Here is a 23,815-nt window from a genome sequence, read left to right as displayed (position 1 = left end):
CGCCTTTTCTTTGCTTACTTTCTTTTGGCGACGCAAAAGAAAGTGAGTGCGCTGCCGGGCGCACATCCCGGCCAGCCGATGCATCCAGAGTCAGCTGAGAAACAAACGACGACAACCTATCCAACGCCCAAGCCCCTCACCCCAACCCTCTCCCCAGAGGGGCGAGGGAGCAACTCCATAAGGTCTGTCTCGCGCAGAGGCTGCGCTATGCTGGGCTCATGCACCTGATTGCCACCGTCCACCGCCTCGTCCGCGGGCTTGCCTGGTCCGCGTGCCTGCTGGCGCTGCCCGCGCAGGCCCTCACCATCAGCGCCCTCAGCCCCCAGGGCGAGGTGGCGCGCGTGCGCCAGGTGTCGGTCAAGTTCGACCACGACGCGGTGCGCTTCGGCGACGCCCAGGTCGCTGCCCCGCTGACCGTCCGCTGCGACGACGCCAATGCCGCGCGCGGCCAGGGCCGCTGGGTCGGCGCGCGCCAGTGGGTGTACGACTTCGCCGCCGACCTGCCGCCCGGTGTGCACTGCGAGCTGAGCGCCGTTCCAGGATTCAAATCGCCGTCCGGGGAAGCATTGACGGGCGCAAGCAGCTATCGATTCAATACCGGCGGACCATTCGTGCAGCGCATCTGGCCCGACACCTACCAGCCGATCGAGGAAGAGCAGACCTTCGTGCTGCGGCTGAACGGCGCGGCCACGCCCGAGAGCGCGCGGGCCCACATCGCCTGCGTGGCCGACGGCCTGGGCGAGCGCGTGCCGGTGCGGCTGATCGAGGGCGAGGCGCGCGCCGCCATCCTGAAGGCGCTCGACCTGGACAAGGCCGCGCAGGCGGCGCCGCAGCACTACCTCACCCTGGCGTGCAACCGGCGCCTGACGCCCGCCACGCGCGTGCAGCTGGTCTATGGCCCGGGCGTGGCCACGCCCAGCGGCGTGGCCAACCGGGTGGAGCGCCGCTTTGCCTACAAGGTGCGCGAGCCCTTCACGGCCAGCACCCGCTGCGAGCGCGAAAACGCCCAGGCCGCGTGCATGCCGATCCGCCCGATCGAGCTGACGTTCAGCGCGCCGGTGGCCCGCAAGCTGCTGGGCGCCGTGCGGCTGCGCTCGGACAAGACCGAGTTCGCGCCGCAGGGGGCCGAGGACGGCGCGGGCGACGAGCTGCTCGATCGCCTGCGTTTCGACGGCCCCTTTCCCGAGCGCGCGGCGCTCAGCCTCAGCCTGCCGGCCGACCTGAAGGACGCCAGCGGCCGGCCGCTGGCCAACGCCGGCAGTTTTCCGCTGAAGATCGACACCGGCCCCATGCCGCCGCTGGCCAAGTTCGCCGCCGCGCCCTTCGGCATCGTCGAACGCTTCGCCGAAGGCCCGGACGGCCCGGCGCTGATGCCGCTGACGCTGCGCCGCGTCGAGCCCGGCCTGCAGGCCCGCGACCTGAAGCTGGACGATTTGCAGCCCAAAACCGACGCCGACATCATCGCCTGGTTCACCCGCGTGCAGCGCTACGACAACGCGCTGGTGCCGCGCGAGCAGGCGGCGCGCGACGTCAAGGGCCCGCTGCCCCCGCCGGTGGGCGACGCCACCCAGGACAGCGTGGAATCGCGCACCGTGTCGCTGCTGGCCGGCCAGGCGGGCGTGCGCGACATCGCCCTGCCCGACGCGCCCAAGACCGGCGAGCGCCCGTTCGAAGTCATCGGCGTGCCGCTGGCGCCGGGCTTTCACGTGCTCGAAGTCAGCTCGCCGCTGCTGGGCCAGTCCCTGCTCGATGCGGCCTACGGCGCCCGGCGCGCCATGGTGGTGCGCAGCGCGGTGCTGGTGACCAACCTGGCGGTGCACTTCAAGCTGGGGCGCGAAAACGCCCTGGCCTGGGTCACCACGCTGGACCAGGGCCGGCCGGTGGCGGGCGCCGCGGTGCAGGTCAGCGACTGCCACGGCAAGCCCGTCGCCCAGGCCACGACCGACGCGCAGGGCCTGGCGCGTTTCAAGGATGTGCCCGCCAACCCGCCCAGCTGCGCCCGCGACGGCGACTGGCTGGGCGACTTCCAGCAGGCCTGGTTCGTCAGCGCCCGGGCGCCCAACCACGGCGTGGCCGACATGGCCTTCACCTGGTCGTCGTGGCAGCGCGGCATCGAGCCCTGGCGCTTCAACGTACCCACCAGCCAGCAGCCCACACCCGACCTGCGCGCCCACACCGTGCTGGACCGCAGCCTGCTGCGCGCCGGCGAGACGGTGTCGATGAAGCACCTGATCCGCACCGAAACCCAGGCCGGCTTCGGCTTGCCCAAGCAGGACCCGGCGCGCCTGGTCATCACCCACCTGGGCAGCGGGCAGGAGTACACCCAGCCGCTGGCCTGGCGCCAGACGGCCACCGGCGGACGCAGCGCCGAAAGCACGTTCGCCATTCCGCAGGCGGCCAAGCTGGGCGTGTACGCCATCAGCCTGCGCGGCGCGGACGACGACGGCCCATCGATCGACAGCGGGAGCTTTCGCGTCGAGGAATTTCGCCTGCCCCTCATGCAGGGGCGCGTAGGCCCGGCCGACGACGCGCCGCTGGTGGCCGCCACGCGCCTGCCGGTGCAGGTGCAGATCGGCTACGTGGGCGGCGGCGCGGCCGCCAACCTGCCGGTGCGCGTGTCGGCGCTGACGCGCGGCTTCACGCCCTCCTACGCCGACTACGAAGCCTTCAGCTTCAGCCCGCCCCGCCCCGCCGAGGGCGAGGGCGAAGCCGCGCCCGACAACGACACCCACCTGGTGGCCGACAAGCTGCCCGCCACGCTGGGCCGCGAAGGCCTGGGCCAGGTGGTGGTCGAGCCCATCGCGCCCGCGCCCGCGCCGCGCCAGCTGGTGCTGGAGGCCACCTACGCCGACCCCAACGGCGAGCTGCAGACCCTGAGTGACACGCGCACCCTGTGGCCCGCCGCCGTGGTGGCCGGCATCAAGGCCGAGGGCTGGGCCGCCGCCCGCCAGGACGCGCCGGTGCAGGTGCTGGCGCTCGACCTGCAGGGCAAGCCCAAGGCCGGCGTGCCGCTGGACGTGCGCGCCATCGCCCGCACCACCCTGACCAGCCGCAAGCGCATGGTGGGGGGCTTCTACACCTACGACAGCCACACCGAGACCAAGGACCTGGGCACCGTCTGCACCGGCACCAGCGACGCCCACGGCCAGCTGGCCTGCAACGTGAAACTGACGCAGCCCGGCGAGATCGAGCTGGTGGCCCGCGCGCGCGACGGGCAGGGCCGCGCCTTTCTTGCCGCCACCTCGGTGTGGGTCAGCGGCCAGGGCGAGCTGTGGTTCGGCGGGCGCAACGACGACCGCATGGACGTGCTGGCCGAGCGCAGGACCTACCGGCCGGGCGACACGGCCACGCTGCAGGTGCGCATGCCCTTTCGCCACGCCACCGCCCTGGTGGCGGTCGAGCGCGAAGGCATCCTGCACACCGAGGTGCTCGAGCTGTCGGGCAAGAGCCCAACGGTGCAGCTCAAGATCGAGCCCGACTGGGGGCCCAACGTGTACGTCAGCGTGCTGGCGCTGCGCGGGCGCGTGCACGAGGTGCCGTGGTACAGCTTCTTCACCTGGGGCTACAAGGCCCCGCGCCGGTGGTGGCAGGCCTTCTGGGTGGACAGCAAGGACCACGTGCCGTCCACCGCGCTGGTGGACCTGAGCAAGCCCGCCTTCCGCCTGGGCATGGCCGAACTCAAACTGGGCGCGGCCGGGCACCAGCTGGCCGTCGAGGTCAAGGCCGACCAGACCAGCTACCCGGTGCGCGGCAAGGCGCAGGTCACCATCAGCGCCCGCCGCCCCGATGGCAGCCCGGCCGCCGGCGCCGAGGTGGCGCTGGCCGCGGTCGACCAGGCGCTGCTGGAGCTGATGCCCAACCGCAGCTGGGACCTGCTGGACGCCATGCTCCCGCGCCGCGCCTGGGGTGTGCAGACAGCCACCGCGCAGATGGAGATCGTCGGCCGGCGCCACTACGGCCGCAAGGCCGTGCCCGCCGGCGGCGACGGCGGCGGCGCCCACCCCACGCGCGAGCTGCTGGACACCCTGCTGCTGTGGCAGCCGCGCATCCAGCTCGACGCCCGGGGCCAGGCCCAGGTCGAAGTGCCCTTGAACGACGCGCTCACCAGCTTCAAGATCGTCGCCGTGGCCGACATGGGCCTGGGCCTGTTCGGCACCGGCCAGACCAGCATCCGCGCCACGCAGGACCTGCAGATCATCGGCGGCCTGCCGCCCCTGGTGCGCGGCGGCGACCGCTTCACCGCCCTGCTCACCGTGCGCAACACCACGGCGCAGCCGATGAAGGTCGAACTCGCGCCGCGCGCCACCCTGCTGGAGCTGAAGGCGCAGACGGTGGACGTGCCCGCCGGCCAGGCACGCGAGCTGCAGTGGGACGTGACCGTCCCGCCCGAGCTGGCCGCCACCCGCGCCGAGGCCCTGCTGTGGGTGGTGCAGGCGCGCGATGTGAACGGCAGCGCGCGCGACGCGCTCAAGCTCAGCCAGCGCGTGGTACCCGCCGTGCCGCTCACCGTGCAGCAGGCCACGCTGGTGCAGCTGGACGGCCCCTTGAGCGTGCCCGTGGCGCCCCCGGCCGGCGCCCTGCCCGCCACGGGGCCCAAGCGCGGCGGCCTGCAGCTGGCCCTGCAGCCCAGCCTGGCCGGCGGCCTGCCTGCCATCCGCGACTGGCTGGCGCGCTACCCCTACTCCTGCCTGGAGCAGCAGACCAGCAAGGCCATCGGCATGGACGACACCCAGGCCTGGCAGCGCACCGTGGCCCAGCTGCCGGCCTACCTGGACGCCGACGGCCTGGCCAGCTACTTTCCCCCGCGCGCCGGCGACACCCACGGCGGCAGCGACACCCTGACCGCCTGGCTGCTGGCCGCCACCGACGAGGCCGCGCGCCTGGACCCGGCCTGGCGCCTGCCCGACGCGCCGCGCCAGGCCATGCTCAAGGGCCTGGCCGACTTCGTGGCCGGCCGCATCGAGCGCAAGCACTGGTCGCCGCGCGCCGACCTCGACGCGCGCAAGCTGGCCGCCATCGAGGCGCTGTCGCGCTACGGCGCAGCCAACGCCGCCATGCTGGGCAGCATCACCGTGGCGCCCAACCAGTGGCCCACCAGCGCCGTGATCGACTGGGTGAACGTGCTGCGGCGCGTCAAGGCCATCCCCGAGCAGCCGCGCAAGCTGGCTGAGGCCATGCAGGTGCTGCGCGCGCGTCTGTCGGTGCAGGGTACGCGCCTGATCTTCGCCACCGAGCCCGACGACGCCTGGTGGTGGCTGATGGCCGGCGGCGACGTCAACGCCGCGCGCCTGCTGCTGACGGTGATGGACGATGCGGCCTGGCGGGACGACGTGGGCCGCCTGGTGACGGGCTTCATCGGCCGGCAGAAAAACGGCGCCTGGTCCACCACCACCGCCAACCTGTGGGGCGCGCTGGCGCTGCGGCAGTTCTCGCGCACACACGAATCCACGCCCGTGGCCGGCACCACCCGCGCCAGCCTGGGCGCCGACAGCCAGCAGGTGGACTGGCGCCAGGTCCACGCGCTCAAGGCCGGCCAGCCCGTCGAGCAGGGCCGCAACCTGGGCACGCCGGCGCTGCCCGGCCAGCTGGTGGGCAACACCATGAACCTGCCCTGGCCCGCGGGCGGCGCCGGCGAGCTGGCGATGACGCACCAGGGCAGCGGCAAGCCCTGGCTGACGCTGCAGGCGCTGGCGGCGGTGCCACTGCAGGCGCCGCGCACCGCGGGCTACCAGATCCGCAAGAGCATGGCGCTGCTCGACGCCGGCGCCCGCCCGGGCGCCGATGGCACCTACACCCGCGGCGACATCGTGCGCGTGACGCTGGAGGTGACGGCCGCCGCGCTCATGACCTGGGTGGCGGTGACCGACCCGATCCCCGCCGGCGCCACCATCCTGGGCAGCGGCCTGGGGCGCGACTCCATCATCGCCACCCAGGGCGAAAAGCGCGAAGGCCAGGGCTGGCCGGCGTTCGAGGAGCGCAGCTTCGAGGCCTTCCGCAGCTACTACGACTACCTGCCCAAGGGAACCATCAAGGTGGAATACACCCTGCGCCTGAACAACGCGGGCCACTTCCAGCTGCCGCCCAGCCGCGTCGAAGCGCTGTACGCCCCCGAGATGTTCGGCGAAGTGCCCAACGCGGCGGTCGACGTGAAGCCTTGAAGCGCCGCCTGAATACCGGACGCAGAGGACGCAAAGGATTCGTCAAGGACGCAAAAAAATCCATGAAGGGGGTGGCGTGTTTGATGCACGGCGCTCCCCGTCATCACCGTGCTACCCCCAATCGAATTGATGTCTCTTTCGCGTCCTCTGCGCTTTCTTTGCGTCCTCTGCGTCCTGGCTTTCGCGGCCAGCGCTCACGCGCAAAGCTTCGACGCCGTGCGCGCCGAACACCGGCCCTCGGAGACGCTGATCCTGGACCGCCACGGCGAGCCGATCGAGCGCGTGCGCACCGACGCGCAGGCGCGCCGCGGCGCCTGGGTGCGGCTGGCCGACATCTCGCCCGCGCTGCAGCACGCGCTGGTGCTGTCGGAGGACCAGCGCTTTTACGAGCACAGCGGAGTGGACTGGCGCGCCGTCTCCGCCGCCGCCTGGGCCAACCTGTGGAACACGCGCACGCGCGGCGCCAGCACGCTGACCATGCAGCTGGCCGGCCTGCTCGACGACGACCTGCGCCTGGGCACCGGCGGGCGCAGCCTGCGCCAGAAGATCGGCCAGGCCGTCATGGCCACCCGGCTGGAAGCCAGCTGGCGCAAGGACCAGATCCTGGAGGCGTACCTGAACCTGGTGCCCCTGCGCGGCGAGCTGGTGGGCATCGACGCGCTGGCGCGCACGCTGTTCGCCAAGGCGCCGCACGGCCTGACCGAGAGCGAGGCGGCGCTCACCGCCGCCCTGGTGCGCGCGCCCAACGCCAGCCCCGCGCGCGTGGCCCAGCGTGCCTGCGGCGTGCTCAAGGCCATGCGCGGGCCCCGGCAGGCCACCGACTGCATGGCGCTGGACATGCAGGCCGAGCTGGCGCTGGCGCGCCGTGCCTGGCCGGCGCAAGACGGCATCGCGCCGCACTACGCGCGCCGCCTGCTGGGCGCGCTGCCCGCGGGCCAGCCGGCGCCCGCCACGCTGCGCAGCACCCTCGACGCCCGGCTGCAGCGCATCGCGCTGCAAAGTCTGCAGCAGCACATCAAGGAGCTGCGCGGGCACCACGTGGAAGACGGCGCGGCGCTGGTGCTGGACAACGCCAGCGGCGAGGTGCTGGCCTGGGTCGGCTCCACGGGCGATCTCAGCCGCGCGCGCGAGGTCGACGCCGTCACCGCGCCGCGCCAGCCCGGCAGCACGCTCAAGCCCCTGCTGTACGCCCAGGCCATCGCCGAGCGGCGCCTCACGGCCGCCTCGCTGCTGCACGACTCGCCCGCCCACCTGCAGACCGCCAGCGGCCTGTACATCCCGCAGAACTACGACCTCGGCTTCAAGGGCTGGGTGTCGGTGCGCAGCGCGCTGGCCTCCTCGCTCAACGTGCCGGCCGTGCGCACCATCGTCATGGTGTCGCCGCGCGCCTTTCACCGGCAGCTGGGGCAGCTGGGCATCGCGCTGCCGCAGGGCGGCGACTACTACGGCGACAGCCTGGCGCTGGGCAGCGCCGAAGTCACCCTGCTGCAGCTGACCAACGCCTACCGCGCGCTGGCCAACGGCGGGCGCTACTGCGAGGTCGCGCGGCCCTCGACGGCGGGCCCGCGCGAGGGCTGCCACGCCGCGCTCGACCCCCGCGCCGCCTTCATTGCCGGCGACATCCTGGCTGACCGCAACGCCCGCGCCCTCACCTTCGGGCTGGACTCCATCCTGGCCACGCGCTTCTGGTCCGCCGTCAAGACCGGCACCAGCAAGGACATGCGCGACAACTGGGCCGTGGGCTGGTCCCAGCGCTACACCGTCGGCGTGTGGGTGGGCAACGCCGGCGGCGGCCCGATGTGGGACGTCAGCGGCACCAGTGGCGCGGCGCCGGTGTGGGCCGAGCTGATGCGCGCGCTGCACCAGCGCACGCCCTCGCGCGCGCCTGCGCCCCCGCCCGGGCTCGTCCACGCCCGCGTGCGCTTTGGCGACGGCCTGGAAGTCGCCCGCCAGGAATGGTTCATCGCCGGCACCGAGCAAGCCGTTTTTGCTATTGATTCGGAAGCTTATTGCGCCGATGCCGAGCGTGCTGCAGGCCCCATCGACTTGAATTCGCTTGATGCGGCCCACCACGTGCCGGCACGCATCACCCGCCCGCAGGACGGCACCATCCTGGCGCTCGATCCCGACATCCCGCCCACCCACCAGCGCCTGCTGCTGCAGGCCGACCCGGGCGCGGCCAACCCGCAAGCGCTGCGCTGGTGGATCGACGCGCGCGAAGTCGGCCGCGGCCCCCAGGCCCAATGGCTGCCCTGGCCCGGCCGGCACGTGCTGCAGCTGCGCGACGCCCGCGGCACGGTGCAGGACGAGCGGCGCATCGAGGTGCGCGGGGCCACGGTCAAACCGGCCCGCGCGGGCGGCTGACGGCAAGGCCCAGGCGTTTTTGTGGGGCACCGAAGCGCCCGCCCGCGCCGAAGCGCAGCGCCTGAAAATGCCACCGCCAAAAAGCATGACCGCGTGTGCCCGTTCGATTTGCCGCATCTGCACCATGAACGATTCGAGACGTCGATTTTGGAGTGGTCGGCGTGGCCTTCGACGCCAGCAAGGAGCGGGGCAAGCTGCGGGTCGTCGCTGCATCTTGATGCGTCACGCGATACAATGGCAACATGATTCAGTCATTCCGGCACAAGGGACTGCAAGCGTTTTTCGAGCGTGGCAGCAAGGCCGGCATACAGGCCGCCCACGCGCCCAAGTTGGCCCGGCAACTGGCACGCCTGGACAGTGCCCAAGCGCCCCAGGACATGAACCTGCCCGGTTGGGGCTTGCATCCCCTGCACGGTGGCCTGGAAGGTCATTGGGCCGTGTCCGTGAATGGCAACTGGCGCATGGTGTTTGCCTTTGAAGGCGCGCACGCCGTGCTGGTCGATTATTTGGACTACCACTAGGAGCCGACGATGGCACGCATGTTCAATCCCCCGCACCCCGGCCTGACGCTGCGCCACGATGTGTTGCCCACGCTGGGGCTAACCGTGACCGAGGCCGCGCAACAACTGGGCGTCTCGCGTGTGACGTTGTCGCGCGTGCTCAATGGCCGCGCCGCCATCTCGCCCGATATGGCGCTGCGCCTTGAGGCATGGCTGGGCGCTGCCCGTGGTGGTGATGCCCGCGCCTGGCTGGCACAGCAAACCACCTATGACATGTGGCAAGCCGAGCAACGGTTGAAAGCGCGCCCGCTGCGTGTTCAACCAGCGCCGATGATGGCCTGAACCGTAGCGCGCGAGAGCGTAGAGAAAACCGCGATTTGCCGAGCCATTTTTCTGCCCCTTCGCCGCAAGGCGAAGGACGGAACTCCGTGCGCGCGGGTGAGAGGCTGCGCTGCTGGTGGCATACCCCTGGCCCTTGCTCGAAGACCGCAGACTTCCCAGAAGTGCCTACAGATTGCCTACAGGCTACAGAAAAAGAAAAAGCGCACTACAGTTTATGTAGCACGCTTTTCTTATGTAATTTTGGTGGGCCCTGTAGGGGTCGAACCTACGACAAACGGATTAAGAGTCCGCTGCTCTACCAACTGAGCTAAGAGCCCCGAATTTCATCCGATGCGGGAAATCCGAAGCGTGTGATTATAGGGGATTTTCAGGCCTCTTCGCATCACACGCGCTGCCCACGCCCGGCCGAAAGCCCCTGCGCCACCGCCATCCGGCGCGGGCTGTCTACACTGAAACCAGCCTTCACCCACTCGCCGGATCACCCTCACCATGACTCAACTCGACCACGACCTCTTCGTCATCGGCGGCGGCTCGGGCGGCGTGCGCGCAGCGCGTTTCGCGGCCCAGCGCGGCGCGCGCGTGGCCATGGCCGAAAGCGGGCGCATGGGCGGCACCTGCGTCAACGTCGGCTGCATCCCCAAGAAGCTCTACAGCTACGGCGCGCACTACGCCGAGGCCTTTGCCGAAAGCGCGGGCTTCGGCTGGCGCCTGCCCGGCACGCCCACGCTGGACTGGGACACCCTCAAGGCCAACCGCGCCCAGGAAATCACGCGCCTGAACGGCATCTACGAAGGCCTGATGACCGGCGCCAAGGTGCTGCGCCTGCAGGGCCACGCGCGGCTGCTGGATGCCCACACGGTCGAGGTCGCGCTGGAAGGCGGCGCCGCCGTGCGCCACCGCGCGCGCCACATCCTGATCGCCACCGGCGGCACGCCCTTCGTGCCCGAGGTGCCGGGGCGCGAGCTGGCCGTCACCTCGGACGACATGTTCGACCTGCCGCGGTTTCCCCGGCGCCTGGCGGTGGTCGGCGGCGGCTACATCGCCTGCGAGATGGCCAGCATCTTCCACGGCCTGGGCGCTCGGGTCACGCTGCTGTACCGGGGCGAGCAAATCCTGCGCGGCTTCGACGACGAGGTGCGCGACTTCACCGCCGGCGAGATGCGCAAGCATGGCGTCGACCTCCGCACCCACGCCGACGTGGCGCGCATCGAAGCGGCGGGCGCCGCGCGGCGCGTGCACCTGAAGGACGGCTCCGCCATCGAGGCCGACGTGGTGCTGTACGCCACCGGCCGTCGCGCCAACACGGCGGGCCTGGGGCTGGATGCGCTGGGCGTGCGGCGGTCCCCCAGCGGCGCGATCGAGGTGGACGAGCACTTCGCCACCAGCGTGCCCGGCGTGTACGCCATCGGCGACGTGGTGGGCCGGCTCGAACTGACCCCCGTCGCCCTGGCCGAGGGCATGGCGCTGGTCGATCAGCTGTTCGGCCCCCCGCCCGGCCAGGCCGCGCGCATCATGGACTACAGCAGCATCCCCACCGCCGTCTTCACCCACCCGCCCATCGGCACCGTGGGCCTGAGCGAGCAGCAGGCGCGCGAGCGGCACGGCGCCATCCGGGTGTTCCGCAGCGACTTCAAGCCGCTCAAGCACACGTTGAGCGGCGGCAGCGAGCGCACCCTGGTCAAGCTGATCGTCGATGCAACAACCGACCGCGTGCTGGGCCTGCACATGGTCGGCGCCGACGCCGGCGAGATCGTGCAAGGCTTTGCCGTGGCCCTGAAATGCGGCGCCACCAAGGCGCAGTTCGACGCCACCATCGGCATTCACCCCACCAGCGCGGAGGAGTTCGTGACGCTGCGGCAGGTGAGCCGGACCTGAGCCACGCGCACCGGTGAAAAGACAAAGCAACTCCTGGCCCCTATCCGGAAAGCGCAAAGCGCTCTTGTTTTTGAAGCATACGCCGAGACTCAGGCCGCCTGCGCCACCACCCTGCGGCTCACCCACCCCAGCAACCAGCGCACCGCCAGCGCCGTGACCAGCAGGCCGCCCGCGGCCGCTTGCCAGAAGGCGGCGGGCGACATCTGCGCCGGCCACGGCCCCAGGCCGCGATAGGCCAGCAGGTAGCCGCCGCCCAGGCCCACACCCCACAGCAGCACGCAGTAGACAGCGAAGGGCGCCAGCGTGACCCGATAGCAGCGCAGCACGAAGATGGACACCGTCTGCATGGCGTCGGACACGTGCAGCAGCGCCACCCAGGCCAGCAGCTGCGCGGCCAGCAGGGCCACGCCGGCGTGGGCGGTGTAGATCCCGGCGATCCAGCTGCGCAGCGCCAGCACCGCCGCGGCCATCAGCAGCGCCAGGCCCAGCGCCAGCCGGAAGGCCAGCAGGGCCAGTGCGCGGGCGCGCGCCTCGTCGCCGGCGCCGCGCCAGTAGCCCACGCGCGCGCTGGCGGCAATGGCCAGGGCCAGCGGCGTCATGTACAGCAGGGCCGTGACGTTGGCGGCGATCTGGTGCGCCGCCGTGGCCGTGGTGCCCAGGCGCGCGACGAACAGGGCCATCAGCGTGAACGAGGTGATCTCCACCACCAGCGTCAGCGCCGCCGGCACGCCCAGGCGGGCGAAGGCGCGCAGCGTGGCCGCATGGGGCGGCTCCACACGCCGCCACAGCCCGAGCGCGACAAACAAGGGCTGCGTGCGCAGCAGCCACAGCGCCAGCGCGCACAGGAAGAAGTTGACGGCGAAGGTGGCCCAGGCGCAGCCGACCACGCCCAGCTCGGGCAGGCCCCAGGCGCCAAAGGTCAGGCCCACGGACAGCGGCACCTTGACGGCCAGCGCCACCACCTGCAGCCAGCTCACCAGCTGCGGCTTGCCCAGCGCCTGGCTGAGCGTGCTGAAGGCGCGAAACAGCAGCGACGCCGGCAGGCTCCAGCCCACCACGGCCAGGTATTCGGCCGCCACCTCCCGCAGCTCGGGCGGCACCTGGGTGGCGCGCAGGATGGGCTGCGGATGCAGCAGCACCGCCATGCCCAGCACGCTGGCGGCCGCGCACAGGTACAGCGACTGGCGCGCCGAGGGGCCGATGGCGGCCAGCCGGCGCCCGCCGTGCAGCTCGGCCCAGATGGGCAGCAGGGCTGTCAGCAGGCCGTTGAGCGACACGTAGACGGTGACGAACACCGAGGAGCCGATGGCCAGCGCCGCCAGCGACAGGTCAGAATGGCGACCGGCCACGATGGTGTCGACCGCGCCGAAGGCCATGACCGCCACCTGCCCCACCCACACCGAGGCGGCGTGAACGGCCATGGTCCTGAGCTCTTGCGGGGGGACGGATGAAGGAGGAACGGCCGCTGTCACGGCGGGCATTGTGCCAAGTCCAGGGCACGCGGCGGGGCGCCTGAAAGCGACTACGATCGAGCGACCTGAGGAGACACGATGACCGACCTGAGCAAGATCACCTGCATCGAGGACCTGCGCGTGCTGGCCCGGCGCCGCGTGCCGCGCATGTTCTACGACTACGCCGATTCGGGCAGCTGGACCGAGGGCACCTACCGCGCCAACCAGGCGGACTTCGCGCCCATCCAGCTGCGCCAGCGCGTGGCCATCAACATGGAAGGGCGCAGCACCGCGACGACGATGATCGGCGAGCCGGTGGCCATGCCGGTGGCGCTGGCGCCCACGGGCCTGACGGGCATGCAGCACGCCGACGGCGAGATCGCCGCGGCGCGCGCGGCGCGGGCCTTCGGCGTGCCCTTCACGCTGTCGACCATGAGCATCTGCTCGATCGAGGACGTGGCGCAGCACGCCGGGCCGGGCTTCTGGTTCCAGCTGTACGTGATGCGCGACCGCGACTTCATCGAGCGCCTGATCGACCGCGCCAAGGCCGCCGGCTGCGGCGCGCTGGTCATCACGCTGGACCTGCAGATCCTGGGCCAGCGCCACAAGGACATCAAGAACGGCCTGTCCACCCCACCCAAGCCGACGCTGATGAACCTGCTGAACCTGGCCACCAAGCCGCGCTGGATCATGGGCATGGCGGGCACCAGGAGGCGCCAGTTCGGCAACATCCACGGCCACGTCAAGGGCGTGACCGACATGAGCAACCTGGGCGCCTGGACGGCCGACCAGTTCGACCCGCGCCTGAACTGGGGCGACGTGGAGTGGATCAAGAAGCGCTGGGGCGGCAAGATCATCATCAAGGGCATCATGGAGCCCGAGGACGCGCGCCTGGCGGTGGACAGCGGCGCCGACGCGCTGATCGTCAGCAACCATGGCGGGCGCCAGCTCGACGGCGCGCCCTCGGCCATCACCGCCCTGCCCGCCATCGTCGACGCGGTCGGCCACCAGATCGAGGTGCACATGGACAGCGGCATCCGCAGCGGCCAGGACGTGCTCAAGGCCTGGGCGCTGGGCGCGCGCGGCACCTACATCGGCCGCGCCTTCCTGTGGGGCCTGGGCGCGGCGGGCGAAGCGGGCGTGGCCAAGGCGCTGCAGATCATCCACAAGGAGCTGGACCTGACCATGGCCTTCTGCGGCCACACGCAGATCGGCACGGTGGACCGCGCCATCCTGCGCCCGGGCACCTTTCGGACGGCATGAAGCGCGGGCCCGCGCCGCGCCTACTCCATAAAGACAACGCCCGGAGACTGGCATGCCCCACACCCACGCCATGCACCCCGCCCACACCCTGCTGGCCAGCCTGCACAGCGCCGAGCGCGGCAAGGTGGTGACCGCGCGCGAGGCGGTGCAGCTGATCCGCGAAGGCGACACGGTGGCCACCGGCGGCTTCGTCGGCATCGGCTTTGCCGAGGAGCTGGCGCTGGCGCTGGAGGCGCGCTTTCTGGAAAGCGGCGGCCCGCGCGACCTGACCCTGGTCTACGCCGCCGGCCAGGGCGACGGCAAGCACCGGGGCCTGAACCACTTCGGCCACCCAGGGCTGGTGCGGCGCGTGATCGGCGGCCACTGGGGCCTGGTGCCGGCGCTGCAAAAGCTGGCCATCGAGGGCCAGATCGAGGCCTGGAACCTGCCGCAGGGCGTGATCAGCCAGCTGTTCCGCGAGATCGCCGCCGGCCGCCCCGGCCTGCTGACCACGGTGGGCCTGGGCACCTTCGTCGACCCGCGCCATGGCGGCGGCAAGCTCAACGAGCGCACCACGCAGGACCTGGTGCGCCTGATGCCGATCGACGGCACCGACTACCTGTTCTACAAGACCTTTCCGATCCACATCGGTATCATCCGCGCCACCACCGCCGACCCGGACGGCAACCTGACGATGGAAAAGGAGGCGCTGACGCTGGAGGCGCTGGCCATCGCCATGGCGGCGCGCAACTCGGGCGGCCTGGTGCTGGCGCAGGTCGAGCGCGTGGCCGAGCGGCGCACGCTCAACCCGCGCCAGGTCAAGGTACCGGGCGTAATGGTGGACTGCGTGGTGGTGGCCAGGCCCGAAAACCACTGGCAGACCTTCATCACGCCCTACAGCCCCGCCTTCAGCGCCGAAATCCGCGTGCCCGCCAATGCCATCGAGCCGATGGGGCTGGATCTGCGCAAGATCATCGCGCGCCGCGCCGCCCTGGAGCTGCCGGTCAACGGCGTGGTCAACCTGGGCATCGGCATGCCCGAGGGCGTGGCCGCCGTGGCCGCCGAGGAGAAGGTGATCGACCTGATCACGCTCACGGCCGAGCCCGGCGTGGTGGGCGGCATCCCGGCTGGGGGCCTCAACTTCGGCGCCGCCGTCAACACCCAGGCCATCATCGACCAGCCCTACCAGTTCGACTTCTACGACGGCGGCGGCCTGGACGTGGCCTTCCTGGGCCTGGCGCAGATGGACGGCGAGGGCAACGTCAACGTCAGCCGCTTCGGGCCCAAGGTGGCCGGCGCGGGCGGCTTCATCAACATCAGCCAGAACGCGCGCAAGGTGGTGTTCATGGGCAGCTTCAGCGCCGGCAAGCTGGAGCTGGCGGTCGCCCACGGCCAACTGACGATCACGCACGAAGGCGGCTCGCCCAAGCTGGTGGCGCAAGTCGAGCAGCGCACCTTCAGCGGCCGCCACGCCGCCGAGCGCGGCCAGCCGGTGCTGTACGTCACCGAGCGCTGCGTGTTCCAGCTCACGCCCGAGGGGGTGGAGCTGATCGAGATCGCCCCCGGCATCGACCTGGAGCGCGACATCCTGGCGCGCATGAAGTTCAAGCCCATCGTGCGCGGCCAGCCCAAGCGGATGGACGCGCGCATCTTCCAGGACCAGCCGATGCATCTGCGCCGCCAGTTGCTGGCCATTCCGCTGGAGCAGCGCCTCAGCTACGAGCCGCGCAGCAACACCCTGTTCATCAACTTCGAGGGCCTGGCCATCTCCACGCTGGCCGAGGTGGCCGACATCCGCGAGCGGCTCGAGCGCCTGCTGGCGCCGCTGGACCGGCGCGTGCTGGCCATCGTCAACTACGACAACTTCAGCATCGCCCCCGGCGTGCTGGACGCCTACTCGGACCTGGTGCAGGACCTGATGCAGCGCTACTACTCAGGCGTGACGCGCTACACCACCAGCTCGTTCCTGCGCGCCAAGCTGGGCGACGCGCTGGAGCAGCGCGGCGTGGCGCCCTACATCCACGAAAGCGCGCAGGAGGCCGAGGCGCACCTGCGCGAGCTGGGCGACAGCGCCCCGGCGTGACGGGGCCGCGTATCACCCCAGCGCCTGCGCCAGGTCGGCCACCAGGTCGTCAGGGTGCTCGATGCCCACGCTCAGGCGGATCATGCCCTCGCCCACCCCGGCGGCCCCGCGCGCGGCGGGCGAGACGAAGCTGTGCGTGGTGCTGGCCGGGTGGCAGGCCAGGCTGTCCACGTCGCCCAGCGACACGGCCTGCGTGAACAGCCGCAGGCGGTTGAGCACGCGGGCCGCCGCGGCGCGCTCGCCGCGCGCCAGCTCGAACGTGACCATGCCGCCAAAGCCGCCCTGCAGCTGGCGCCGCGCCAGATCGTGCTGCGGGTGCATTGACAAGCCGGGGTAGTGCACGGTGCGCACGGCGGGGTGCGACTGCAGGAAGCGCGCCACCGCCAGCGCCCCTTCGCAGTGCGCGGCCATGCGCAGCGGCAGGGTCTTGATGCCGCGCAGGAACAGGTAGGCCTCGGCCGGCGCCAGGTTGCCGCCCACGTGGCCCAGGCCGGTCTTGCGCACGGCCGCCACCCGCTCGGCGCTGCCGGCCACGATGCCGCCGGTGGCGTCGCCGTGGCCGCCCAGGTACTTGGTCATGGAATGCAGCACCAGGTCGATGCCCAGCGCCAGCGGCTGCGCCAGCACCGGCGTGCAGAAGGTGTTGTCGGCCACGCTGACGGCGCCGTGCGCGCGTGCCAGCCGCGCCACCTCGGCCAGGTCGTGCAGGCGCAGCGTGGGGTTGGTCAGCGTCTCGACCCATACCATGCGCGTGGCCGGTGTCAGCGCCGCCGCCAGGCCGCCGGCCGTGGCATCGACCACCTTGATGCCCCAGCGCTCGCCCATGCCGCGCAGCAGGCCCTCGGTGCCGCCGTACAGGGGCCCCAGAAACACCAGCTCGTCCCCGGGCGCGAGCAGGCCCAACAGCAGCGACGAGCAAGCCGCCGTGCCGCTGGCAAAGGCCACGGCCGCGTCGGCGCCTTCCAGGTCGGCCAGCTTGGCCTCCAGCGCCGCCACCGTGGGGTTGGCGAAGCGGCTGTAGCGATAGCCGGTGGCCTCGCCCGCGAACAGGGCCGCGCCCTGCTCCAGCGTGCCGTAGCCGAAGGCGGTGGTCTGGTAGGTGGGCGTGCTGATGGCGCCGGTGGCGGGGTCGGGGTGCTGGCCGGCGTGCACGGCGCGGGTGCGCAGGTGGGTCATCGGGGTCTCCAAAGCTGGGGGTGCCAGCGCGATTCAAAGGTATTTTGGCCTCTGGCCGGCATCCCTGCTGCGCAAGCAGCTATTGTTTGATGAGCAATTCAGGCTCGGCCGCCAGCGTGGCCCGCGCCTGCGCCGCCACCTCGGCCGCCGGCAGGCTCTTGCGCCGGTGGTCGCTCCACACCTGGCGCCACAGGCGCGCGCCGCGCTCGCCGTGGTGCAGGCCCAGCATGTGGCGGGCGATGGCCGACCAGGGCGTGCCGTCTTCCACCGCCTCGCGCTGCATGTAGGCCACCATGGCGGCTTCCACCTCGGCGCGGGTGCGCGGGTTGGGCGCGCCGCCCAGAAAACGCGCGTCCCAGCCGGTCATCATCCACGGGTGGTGATAGGCCTCGCGCCCCAGCATCACGCCGTCCACGTGCGGCAGGTGCTGGGCAATCTGCTCGTCGCTGGTCACGCCGCCGTTGAGCACGATGGTCAGCTGCGGAAACTCGCGCTTGAGCTGGTGGACCAACCCGTAGCGCAGCGGCGGGATCTCGCGGTTTTCCTTCGGGCTCAGGCCCTTGAGCCAGGCGTTGCGCGCGTGCACGATGAACACGCGGCAGCCCGCCTCGGCCACGGCGCCAACGAAGTCGCGCACGAAGGCGTAGCTTTCCTCGCGGTCGATACCGATGCGGTGCTTGACGGTGACCGGCACGTCGACCGCATCCACCATCGCCTTCACGCAGTCGGCGACCAGCCTGGGTTCGGCCATCAGGCAGGCGCCGAAAGCGCCGCGCTGCACCCGCTCGCTGGGGCAGCCGCAGTTGAGGTTGATCTCGTCGTAGCCCCAGCGTTGGCCGATGGCGGCGCAGCGCGCCAGATCAGCCGGCTCGCTGCCGCCCAGTTGCAGCGCGACGGGGTGCTCCACCGCATCCATGCGCAGGTGCCGCCGCTCGTCGCCGTGCAGCAGCGCGCCGGTGGTGACCATCTCGGTGTACAGGCGGGTTTTTTGCGTCAGCTGGCGGTGGAAGTAGCGGCAGTGCTTGTCCGTCCAGTCGAGCATCGGGGCAACGGACAGGCGCCAGGGGGAAATATCCGAGGGCATGGCTGGCGATTATCCCTGCCGCCCATAAAAAAACCCCGCCGCAGCGGGGTTTGGGGGCGAGCCACGAAAAGGCTCACTCCATGTGCAGGCCGCCGTTGCAGGCGAAGTTGGCGCCGGTGGTGAAGCCCGAGTCCTCGCCGGCCAGCCAGGCGACCATGGAGCCGATCTCCTCGGGCGCGCCCAGGCGCTTGACCGGGATGGTGGCGACGATCTTCTCGAGCACGTCGGGGCGGATGGCCTTGACCATGTCGGTGCCGATGTAGCCCGGGCTGATGGTGTTGACGGTGACGCCCTTGCTGGCCATCTCCTGCGCCAGCGCCATCGAGAAGCCGTGCATGCCCGCCTTGGCGGCCGAGTAGTTGGTCTGCCCGGCCTGGCCCTTCTGGCCGTTGACCGAGCTGATCTGGATGATGCGGCCCCAGCCGCGCTCGACCATGTCGGGCACCACCTGCTTGGTGACGTTGAACATGCTGTTGAGATTGGTGTCGATCACCGCGTCCCAGTCCTCGCGCGACATCTTCAGGAACATGCGGTCGCGCGTGATGCCGGCGTTGTTGACCAGCACGTCGATGGGGCCGTGCTCGGCCTTGGCCCTGGTGAAGGCGTCGGTGGTGGACTGCCAGTCGCTGACGTTGCCGACGCTGGCGTAGAAGGTGTAGCCGTCGGCCTTTTGCTCGTCCAGCCACTTCTGCGCGTCGCGCGTGGGGCCGCAGCCGGCAATGACCTTGAAGCCTTCCTTGTGCAGGCGACGGCAAATCGCGGTACCGATCCCACCCATGCCTCCGGTGACATAAGCTACTTTCTGACTCATTTGCTGTCTCCTCGATGAACTACAAAACCGATAGCTTGCCGCGCCCTATGCACGGGCAAGTCGGGCCAATTTAACTCAAAAACAGGCGGCTGCCGAGACGGGGTTTACGCCAGTCGCCCGCCGGGTGCTCACACGCGCTCCACGGCCATCGCCGCGCCCATGCCGCCGCCGATGCACAAACTGGCCAGGCCCTTGTGCGCGCCGCGGCGCTGCATCTCGTACAGCAGGGTGACCAGGATGCGGCAGCCGCTGGCGCCGATGGGGTGGCCCAGCGCGATGGCGCCGCCGTTGACGTTGACCTTGGCCGCGTCGATGCCCAGCAGCTTGTTGACGGCGCAGGCCTGGGCGGCAAAGGCTTCGTTCAGCTCGAACAGGTCGACGTCGCCCACGCCCCAGCCGGCGCGCTGCAGCGCTTTCTGGGTGGCCGACACCGGGCCCAGGCCCATGGTGGCCGGGTCCAGCCCGCTCATGCCGTAGGCCTTGATGCGCGCCAGCGGCTTGAGGCCCAGCGCCTGCGCCTTCTTGGCCGTCATGACCACCACGGCCGCCGCGCCGTCGTTGATGCCGCTGGCGTTGCCGGCGGTCACGCTGCCGGCCTTGTCGAAGGCGGGCTTGAGGCCCGCCAGCACCTCGGCGGTGGTCTTCTTGTTGATGTGCTCGTCGGCGTCGAACACCACCGGGTCGCCCTTGCGCTGCGGGATGGTGACGGGCGTGATCTCGTCCTTGAACCTGCCGGCGGCCTGCGCCGCGACGGCCTTGGTCTGGCTGGCCAGGGCCAGCTCGTCCTGCATCGCGCGCGTGATGCCCTCCTGCCGGGCCACGTTCTCGGCGGTGATGCCCATGTGGTAGTGGTTGTACACGTCCCACAGGCCGTCGACGATCATCGAGTCGATCATCTTCCAGTCGCCCATGCGCTGGCCGTCGCGGCTGCCCAGCAGCACGTGCGGGCTGGCGCTCATGTTTTCCTGGCCGCCGGCCACCACGATCTCGCTGTCGCCCGTGGCCACGGCCTGCGCGGCCAGCATCACGGCCTTCAGGCCCGAGCCGCACACGGCGTTGATGGTGAGCGCCGGCGTTTCCTTGGCGATGCCGGCCTTGATCAGCGCCTGGCGCGCCGGGTTCTGCCCGCTGCCGGCCGCCAGCACCTGGCCCATGATGACTTCACCGACCTGGTCCAGGCCCAGCTTGGCGCGCTCCAGCGCGGCCTTGATGGCGATGCTGCCCAGCTCGGTGGCCGGCACCTTGGCCAGCGAGCCGCCAAACTTGCCCACGGCCGTGCGGGCGGCGGAAACAATGACGATGTCTTCCACTTTTTGCTCTCCTGTTGATAGCTGACTACGATTGATTCATGCGGGCATCAGGCCGCTTTGGCCTTGACGTAGCGGCCCGGCGCCGGCTCGATGGCCTTGTACTTGCCCGCCTTGCCATAGGCCTTGGGCGCGGCCACCTGCTTGCCGGAGTGGCTGGCCAGCCAAGCCGACCAGTCGGTCCACCAGCTGCCGGGCTTTTCGGTGGCGCCGCCGATCCAGTCCTGCACGTTCTTGGGAAACTGGCCGTCCTCGCGCAGCCAGTGGCTGCGCTTGTTGGCCGCCGGCGGGTTGATGACGCCGGCGATGTGGCCCGACGAGCCCATGACGAAGCGCTTGGGGCCCGGCAGGTGCTGGGTGGAGGCGTAGGCGCCGCCGATGGGCACGATGTGGTCCTCGCGCGAGCCGTACATGTAGACGGGGATATCGAGCTTGCGCAGGTCGATCTTCTGGCCGCAGACCACCACCTTGCCGGGCTTGACGAGGTCGTTTTGCAGGTAGGTGTGGCGCAGGTACCAGGTGTAGAAGGGCCCCGGCAGGTTGGTGGAATCGCTGTTCCAGTACAGCAGGTCGAACGGCGGCGGCGTCTCGCCCTTGAGGTAGTTGCCCACCACGTAGTTCCACACCAGGTCGTTGGGGCGCAAAAAGCTGAAGGTGCTGGCCATGTCCTGGCCCTTCATCATGCCGCCCTTGCCCATCTGCATTTCGCGGAACTTGACCACGTTCTCGTCGACGAAGACGTCCAGGATGCCGGTGTCGGTGAAGTCGAGCAGCGTGGTCAGCAGGGTGAGCGCCGCCACCGGCTTCTCGCCGCGCGCGGCCAGCACCGCCAGCGCGGTGGTCAGGATGGTGCCGCCCACGCAAAAGCCCAGCGCGTTGACCTGCTTGGCGCCGGTGATGTCCTGCACCGTGGCGATGGCCTTGATGGCGGCCTGCTCGATGTAGTCGTCCCAGGTGGCCTTTTCCATCGACGCGTCGGGGTTGCGCCAGCTCACCACGAAGGTGCGCATGCCCTGGCTGACCGCGTGGCGGATGAAGGAGTTGGCGGGCTGCAGGTCGAGGATGTAGAACTTGTTGATGCACGGCGGCACCAGCAGGAAAGGCCGCTCGTGCACCTTGGCGGTGAGCGGCTTGTATTCGATGAGCTGGAAGAAGTCGTTCTCGAACACCACCGCGCCCTCGGTGGTGGCCACGTTCTTGCCGACCTCGAACAGGCTCTCGTCGGTCATCGACACGTGGCCCTGGCGCATGTCGGCCAGCACGTTCTGCACGCCGCGCGCCAGCGACTCGCCCTTGGTGGCCACGGCCTTCTTCAGCGCCTCGGCGTTGAAGGCCAGGAAGTTGCTGGGCGCGCTGGCGGCCACCCACTGCTCGATGGCAAAGCGCAGCCGCGCCTTGGTCTTGGCGTCGGTCTCGGCCGCCTCGGCCAGCGACATCAGGGTGCGGGCGTTGAGCAGATACACCGCGGCGGCGAACGATGCCATCGGGTTGCGCTCCCAGGCCTCGCCGTTGAAGCGCCGGTCGGCCAGCGACAGGCTGGACTGCAGCGACTGGTTCCACAGCTCGGCGGCTTCCTTCAGGTAGCCCTGGTGCACCTGCTGCAGCTGCCGCGGCTCGAAGCGGATGTTGGGCACGGCGCCCTGGCCGGCAGGCAGGCCCAGCTCGGCGGCGTCGAAGTTCTGGAACTGCTCCAGCGCCTTGGTCCAGCCCTCTTGCAGGCTGCCCTGCATGGACGGAAACCCGGGGGGTGTGCCGCCGCTGAACCATTGCTGCCAGGCGGAAAGAATCTGCTCCGGGTTCATGCTCCGTCTCCTTCAAAAACCATTGTGCCTTGATGCCGCGCGGACCTTGCGCCGCGCCGGCGCGGGCGGGCAGTATCGCCCATGCCACGCCATCATCATGGCACAGCGGGCATGCCATCTTGAAAGCATTTTTATACGCACGGGGCCAGCGCGCGGCAACCGGCCAAGCTCAAACCCGCCAGATGCACGCGGCCATGCGGCCGCTGCCGCCCTGGCGCCGCTGGTCGCGCCGGTACGAGAAGAAGCGCGCCGCGTTGCCCACGGTGCACCAGGCGGCGGCGCCGTCGTTGCCGTGCACGCGCGCCACGCCCGCCGCCGCCAGCCGGCGCCGCGCCAGCGCGGGCAGGTCGGCCAGGACTTTGCCATCGGCCAGGGGGACGAAGCAGGCGGCGGCGCCGGCATCTGCGGCGACGAAAGCCGCGCGCACCTCCAGCCCCACCTCGAAAGCCTGCGGGCCGATGCAGGGCCCGAGCCAGGCGACGATCTCGTTTGCTTCACTATCAATAGCTGCTTGGGCTTGCTGCATGCCGGCCAGAGCCCGGAATTGCTCCAAAGTCCGCTCCAGCACGCCGCCCGCCAGGCCGCGCCAGCCGGCGTGGGCGGCAGCCACCGCGCGCCCCTGCAGGTCGGTCAGGAGCACCGGCAGGCAGTCGGCCACCATCACGGTGCAGGCCAGGCCGGGCCGGTCGGTCAGCGCGGCATCGGCGCGGGCGCCGTCGGGCGTGTCGGGGTGCAGCGCCAGCACCTCGGTGCCATGCACCTGGTCGAGGTAGACCGGGCGCGCACCCAGAGCGCGCTGCAGGCGCGCGCGGTTGGCGGCGACGGCCGCCGGGGCGTCGCCCACGTGCCCGCCCAGGTTGAAGAAGTCGAACGGCGCGGCCGATGCGCCCTCGCCCGCGCCCTGGCCGCGCGTGGTGAACACGGCCTGCACGTGCGGCGGCGCCGGCCAGTCGGGCACCAGCCAGTCGGCGCCGCGCGTCATTCGGCGTCCGGGCAGGCCGAGGGCTGCGCCTGCTGGAAGGCGTCCAGCTGCATGCAGGCGTCGAACACGGCCATGGTGCGCGGCAGACCCGACAGGTCGCAGTCGAAACGCTGGGCGTTGAAGATCTGCGGCACCAGGCAGCAGTCGGCCAGCGTGGGCGTGTCGCCGTGGCTGAAACGCCCGGGCTGCTCGGCCAGGCGGGCCTCGTAGGCCTGCAGGCCCACGCCCACCCAGTGCCGGTACCAGGCGGTCTTGGCGGCCTCGTCCAGCTTCAGCTCGCGCACCAGGTACTTGAGCACGCGCAGGTTGTTGAGCGGGTGCACCTCGCAGGCAATGATCTGCGCCAGCGCCCGCACCCGGGCGCGGCCCAGCGCATCGGCGGGCAGCAGCGCCGGCTGCGGATGGGCCTCGTCGAGATACTCGATGATGGCCATCGACTGCGACAGGCGCCGGCCATCGTCCAGCTCCAGCACGGGCACCAGGTGCTCGGCCGAGACGGCGCCGAATCCGGCCGCCTTCTGCTCGCCCTTGACCAGGTGCACCGGCACGTAGTCGTAGGCCAGGCCCTTGAGCTGCAGCGCGATGCGCACCCGAAACGAGGCCGAGGAGCGAAAGTAGTTGTAGAGCTTCATGGTGTG

At 70.8% G+C, this 23,815-nt stretch carries 15 protein-coding genes and 1 tRNA gene; 7 read left to right on the top strand and 9 right to left on the bottom strand.

The genetic code is table 11. From position 1 onward, the window contains the following. Window positions 1–218 precede the first annotated feature (218 nt). From H6927_10805 to H6927_10790, 4 genes are all read left to right on the top strand, one after another. The gene (locus H6927_10805) at window positions 219–6,158 is read left to right on the top strand and encodes an alpha-2-macroglobulin (GenBank protein ID MCP5218586.1); all 5,940 of its coding nucleotides are present in this window, start codon (window positions 219–221) and stop codon (window positions 6,156–6,158) included. A 129-nt stretch (window positions 6,159–6,287) separates the two neighbouring features. Beyond that, the gene (gene pbpC, locus H6927_10800; GenBank protein MCP5218585.1) at window positions 6,288–8,522 is read left to right on the top strand and encodes a penicillin-binding protein 1C; all 2,235 of its coding nucleotides are present in this window, start codon (window positions 6,288–6,290) and stop codon (window positions 8,520–8,522) included. 242 nt (window positions 8,523–8,764) lie between these two features. After that, window positions 8,765–9,043: a type II toxin-antitoxin system RelE/ParE family toxin gene (locus tag H6927_10795; protein MCP5218584.1), complete on the top strand. Its 279-nt coding sequence runs from the start codon at window positions 8,765–8,767 to the stop codon at window positions 9,041–9,043. A 9-nt stretch (window positions 9,044–9,052) separates the two neighbouring features. Continuing rightward, window positions 9,053–9,364: a HigA family addiction module antidote protein gene (locus H6927_10790; protein MCP5218583.1), complete on the top strand. Its 312-nt coding sequence runs from the start codon at window positions 9,053–9,055 to the stop codon at window positions 9,362–9,364. Between the two features lie 241 nt (window positions 9,365–9,605). Here the strand turns inward: H6927_10790 and H6927_10785 are convergent. Beyond that, window positions 9,606–9,681 (bottom strand) — tRNA-Lys (locus H6927_10785). Between the two features lie 172 nt (window positions 9,682–9,853). Here H6927_10785 and gorA point away from each other — a divergent pair. Next, window positions 9,854–11,239: a glutathione-disulfide reductase gene (gene gorA, locus H6927_10780; GenBank protein ID MCP5218582.1), complete on the top strand. Its 1,386-nt coding sequence runs from the start codon at window positions 9,854–9,856 to the stop codon at window positions 11,237–11,239. Window positions 11,240–11,328: 89 nt separating this feature from the next. Here the strand turns inward: gorA and H6927_10775 are convergent, their stop codons facing one another. Then, window positions 11,329–12,720, bottom strand: coding sequence for an MATE family efflux transporter (locus tag H6927_10775; protein MCP5218581.1), 1,392 nt, complete (start codon window positions 12,718–12,720; stop codon window positions 11,329–11,331). Between the two features lie 69 nt (window positions 12,721–12,789). On the opposite strand from H6927_10775, the gene H6927_10770 reads away from it, so the two are divergent. Then, window positions 12,790–13,953 (top strand): alpha-hydroxy-acid oxidizing protein, encoded by a 1,164-nt coding sequence (locus H6927_10770; protein MCP5218580.1) that lies wholly within the window; start codon window positions 12,790–12,792, stop codon window positions 13,951–13,953. A 70-nt stretch (window positions 13,954–14,023) separates the two neighbouring features. After that, a complete protein-coding gene (locus H6927_10765; protein ID MCP5218579.1) occupies window positions 14,024–16,015 on the top strand; it encodes an acyl CoA:acetate/3-ketoacid CoA transferase in 1,992 nt (663 codons plus the stop codon). Between the two features lie 12 nt (window positions 16,016–16,027). On the opposite strand, the gene H6927_10760 is transcribed toward H6927_10765, so the two are convergent. From H6927_10760 to maiA, 7 genes are all read right to left on the bottom strand, one after another. Next, window positions 16,028–17,191 carry a PLP-dependent transferase gene (locus H6927_10760; GenBank protein ID MCP5218578.1) on the bottom strand — a complete coding sequence of 388 codons (1,164 nt, stop codon included), beginning with the start codon at window positions 17,189–17,191 and terminating at the stop codon, window positions 16,028–16,030. Window positions 17,192–17,270: 79 nt separating this feature from the next. Continuing rightward, window positions 17,271–18,275: a tRNA dihydrouridine(20/20a) synthase DusA gene (dusA, locus tag H6927_10755; GenBank protein ID MCP5218577.1), complete on the bottom strand. Its 1,005-nt coding sequence runs from the start codon at window positions 18,273–18,275 to the stop codon at window positions 17,271–17,273. 73 nt (window positions 18,276–18,348) lie between these two features. Next, a complete protein-coding gene (gene phbB / locus H6927_10750; GenBank protein MCP5218576.1) occupies window positions 18,349–19,086 on the bottom strand; it encodes an acetoacetyl-CoA reductase in 738 nt (245 codons plus the stop codon). A 128-nt stretch (window positions 19,087–19,214) separates the two neighbouring features. After that, a complete protein-coding gene (locus H6927_10745) occupies window positions 19,215–20,396 on the bottom strand; it encodes an acetyl-CoA C-acetyltransferase (GenBank protein ID MCP5218575.1) in 1,182 nt (393 codons plus the stop codon). 47 nt (window positions 20,397–20,443) lie between these two features. Further along, window positions 20,444–22,123: a class I poly(R)-hydroxyalkanoic acid synthase gene (gene phaC, locus H6927_10740; GenBank protein MCP5218574.1), complete on the bottom strand. Its 1,680-nt coding sequence runs from the start codon at window positions 22,121–22,123 to the stop codon at window positions 20,444–20,446. A 241-nt stretch (window positions 22,124–22,364) separates the two neighbouring features. After that, on the bottom strand, window positions 22,365–23,177 hold the full coding sequence (gene pgeF / locus H6927_10735; protein ID MCP5218573.1) for a peptidoglycan editing factor PgeF: 813 nt from the start codon (window positions 23,175–23,177) through the stop codon (window positions 22,365–22,367). Further along, entirely contained in the window at window positions 23,174–23,809 is a 636-nt protein-coding gene (maiA, locus tag H6927_10730; protein MCP5218572.1) for a maleylacetoacetate isomerase, read from the bottom strand. The genes pgeF and maiA overlap by 4 nt, the downstream gene beginning before the upstream one ends. Between the last annotated feature and the right edge of the window lie 6 nt (window positions 23,810–23,815).

Source organism: Burkholderiaceae bacterium (assembly GCA_024235995.1).
Taxonomy (GTDB): Bacteria; Pseudomonadota; Gammaproteobacteria; order Burkholderiales; family Burkholderiaceae_C; genus Ottowia.
The sequence above is the reverse complement of the archived record's forward strand: the minus strand, read 5'-3'. Positions and strand labels throughout refer to the sequence as shown.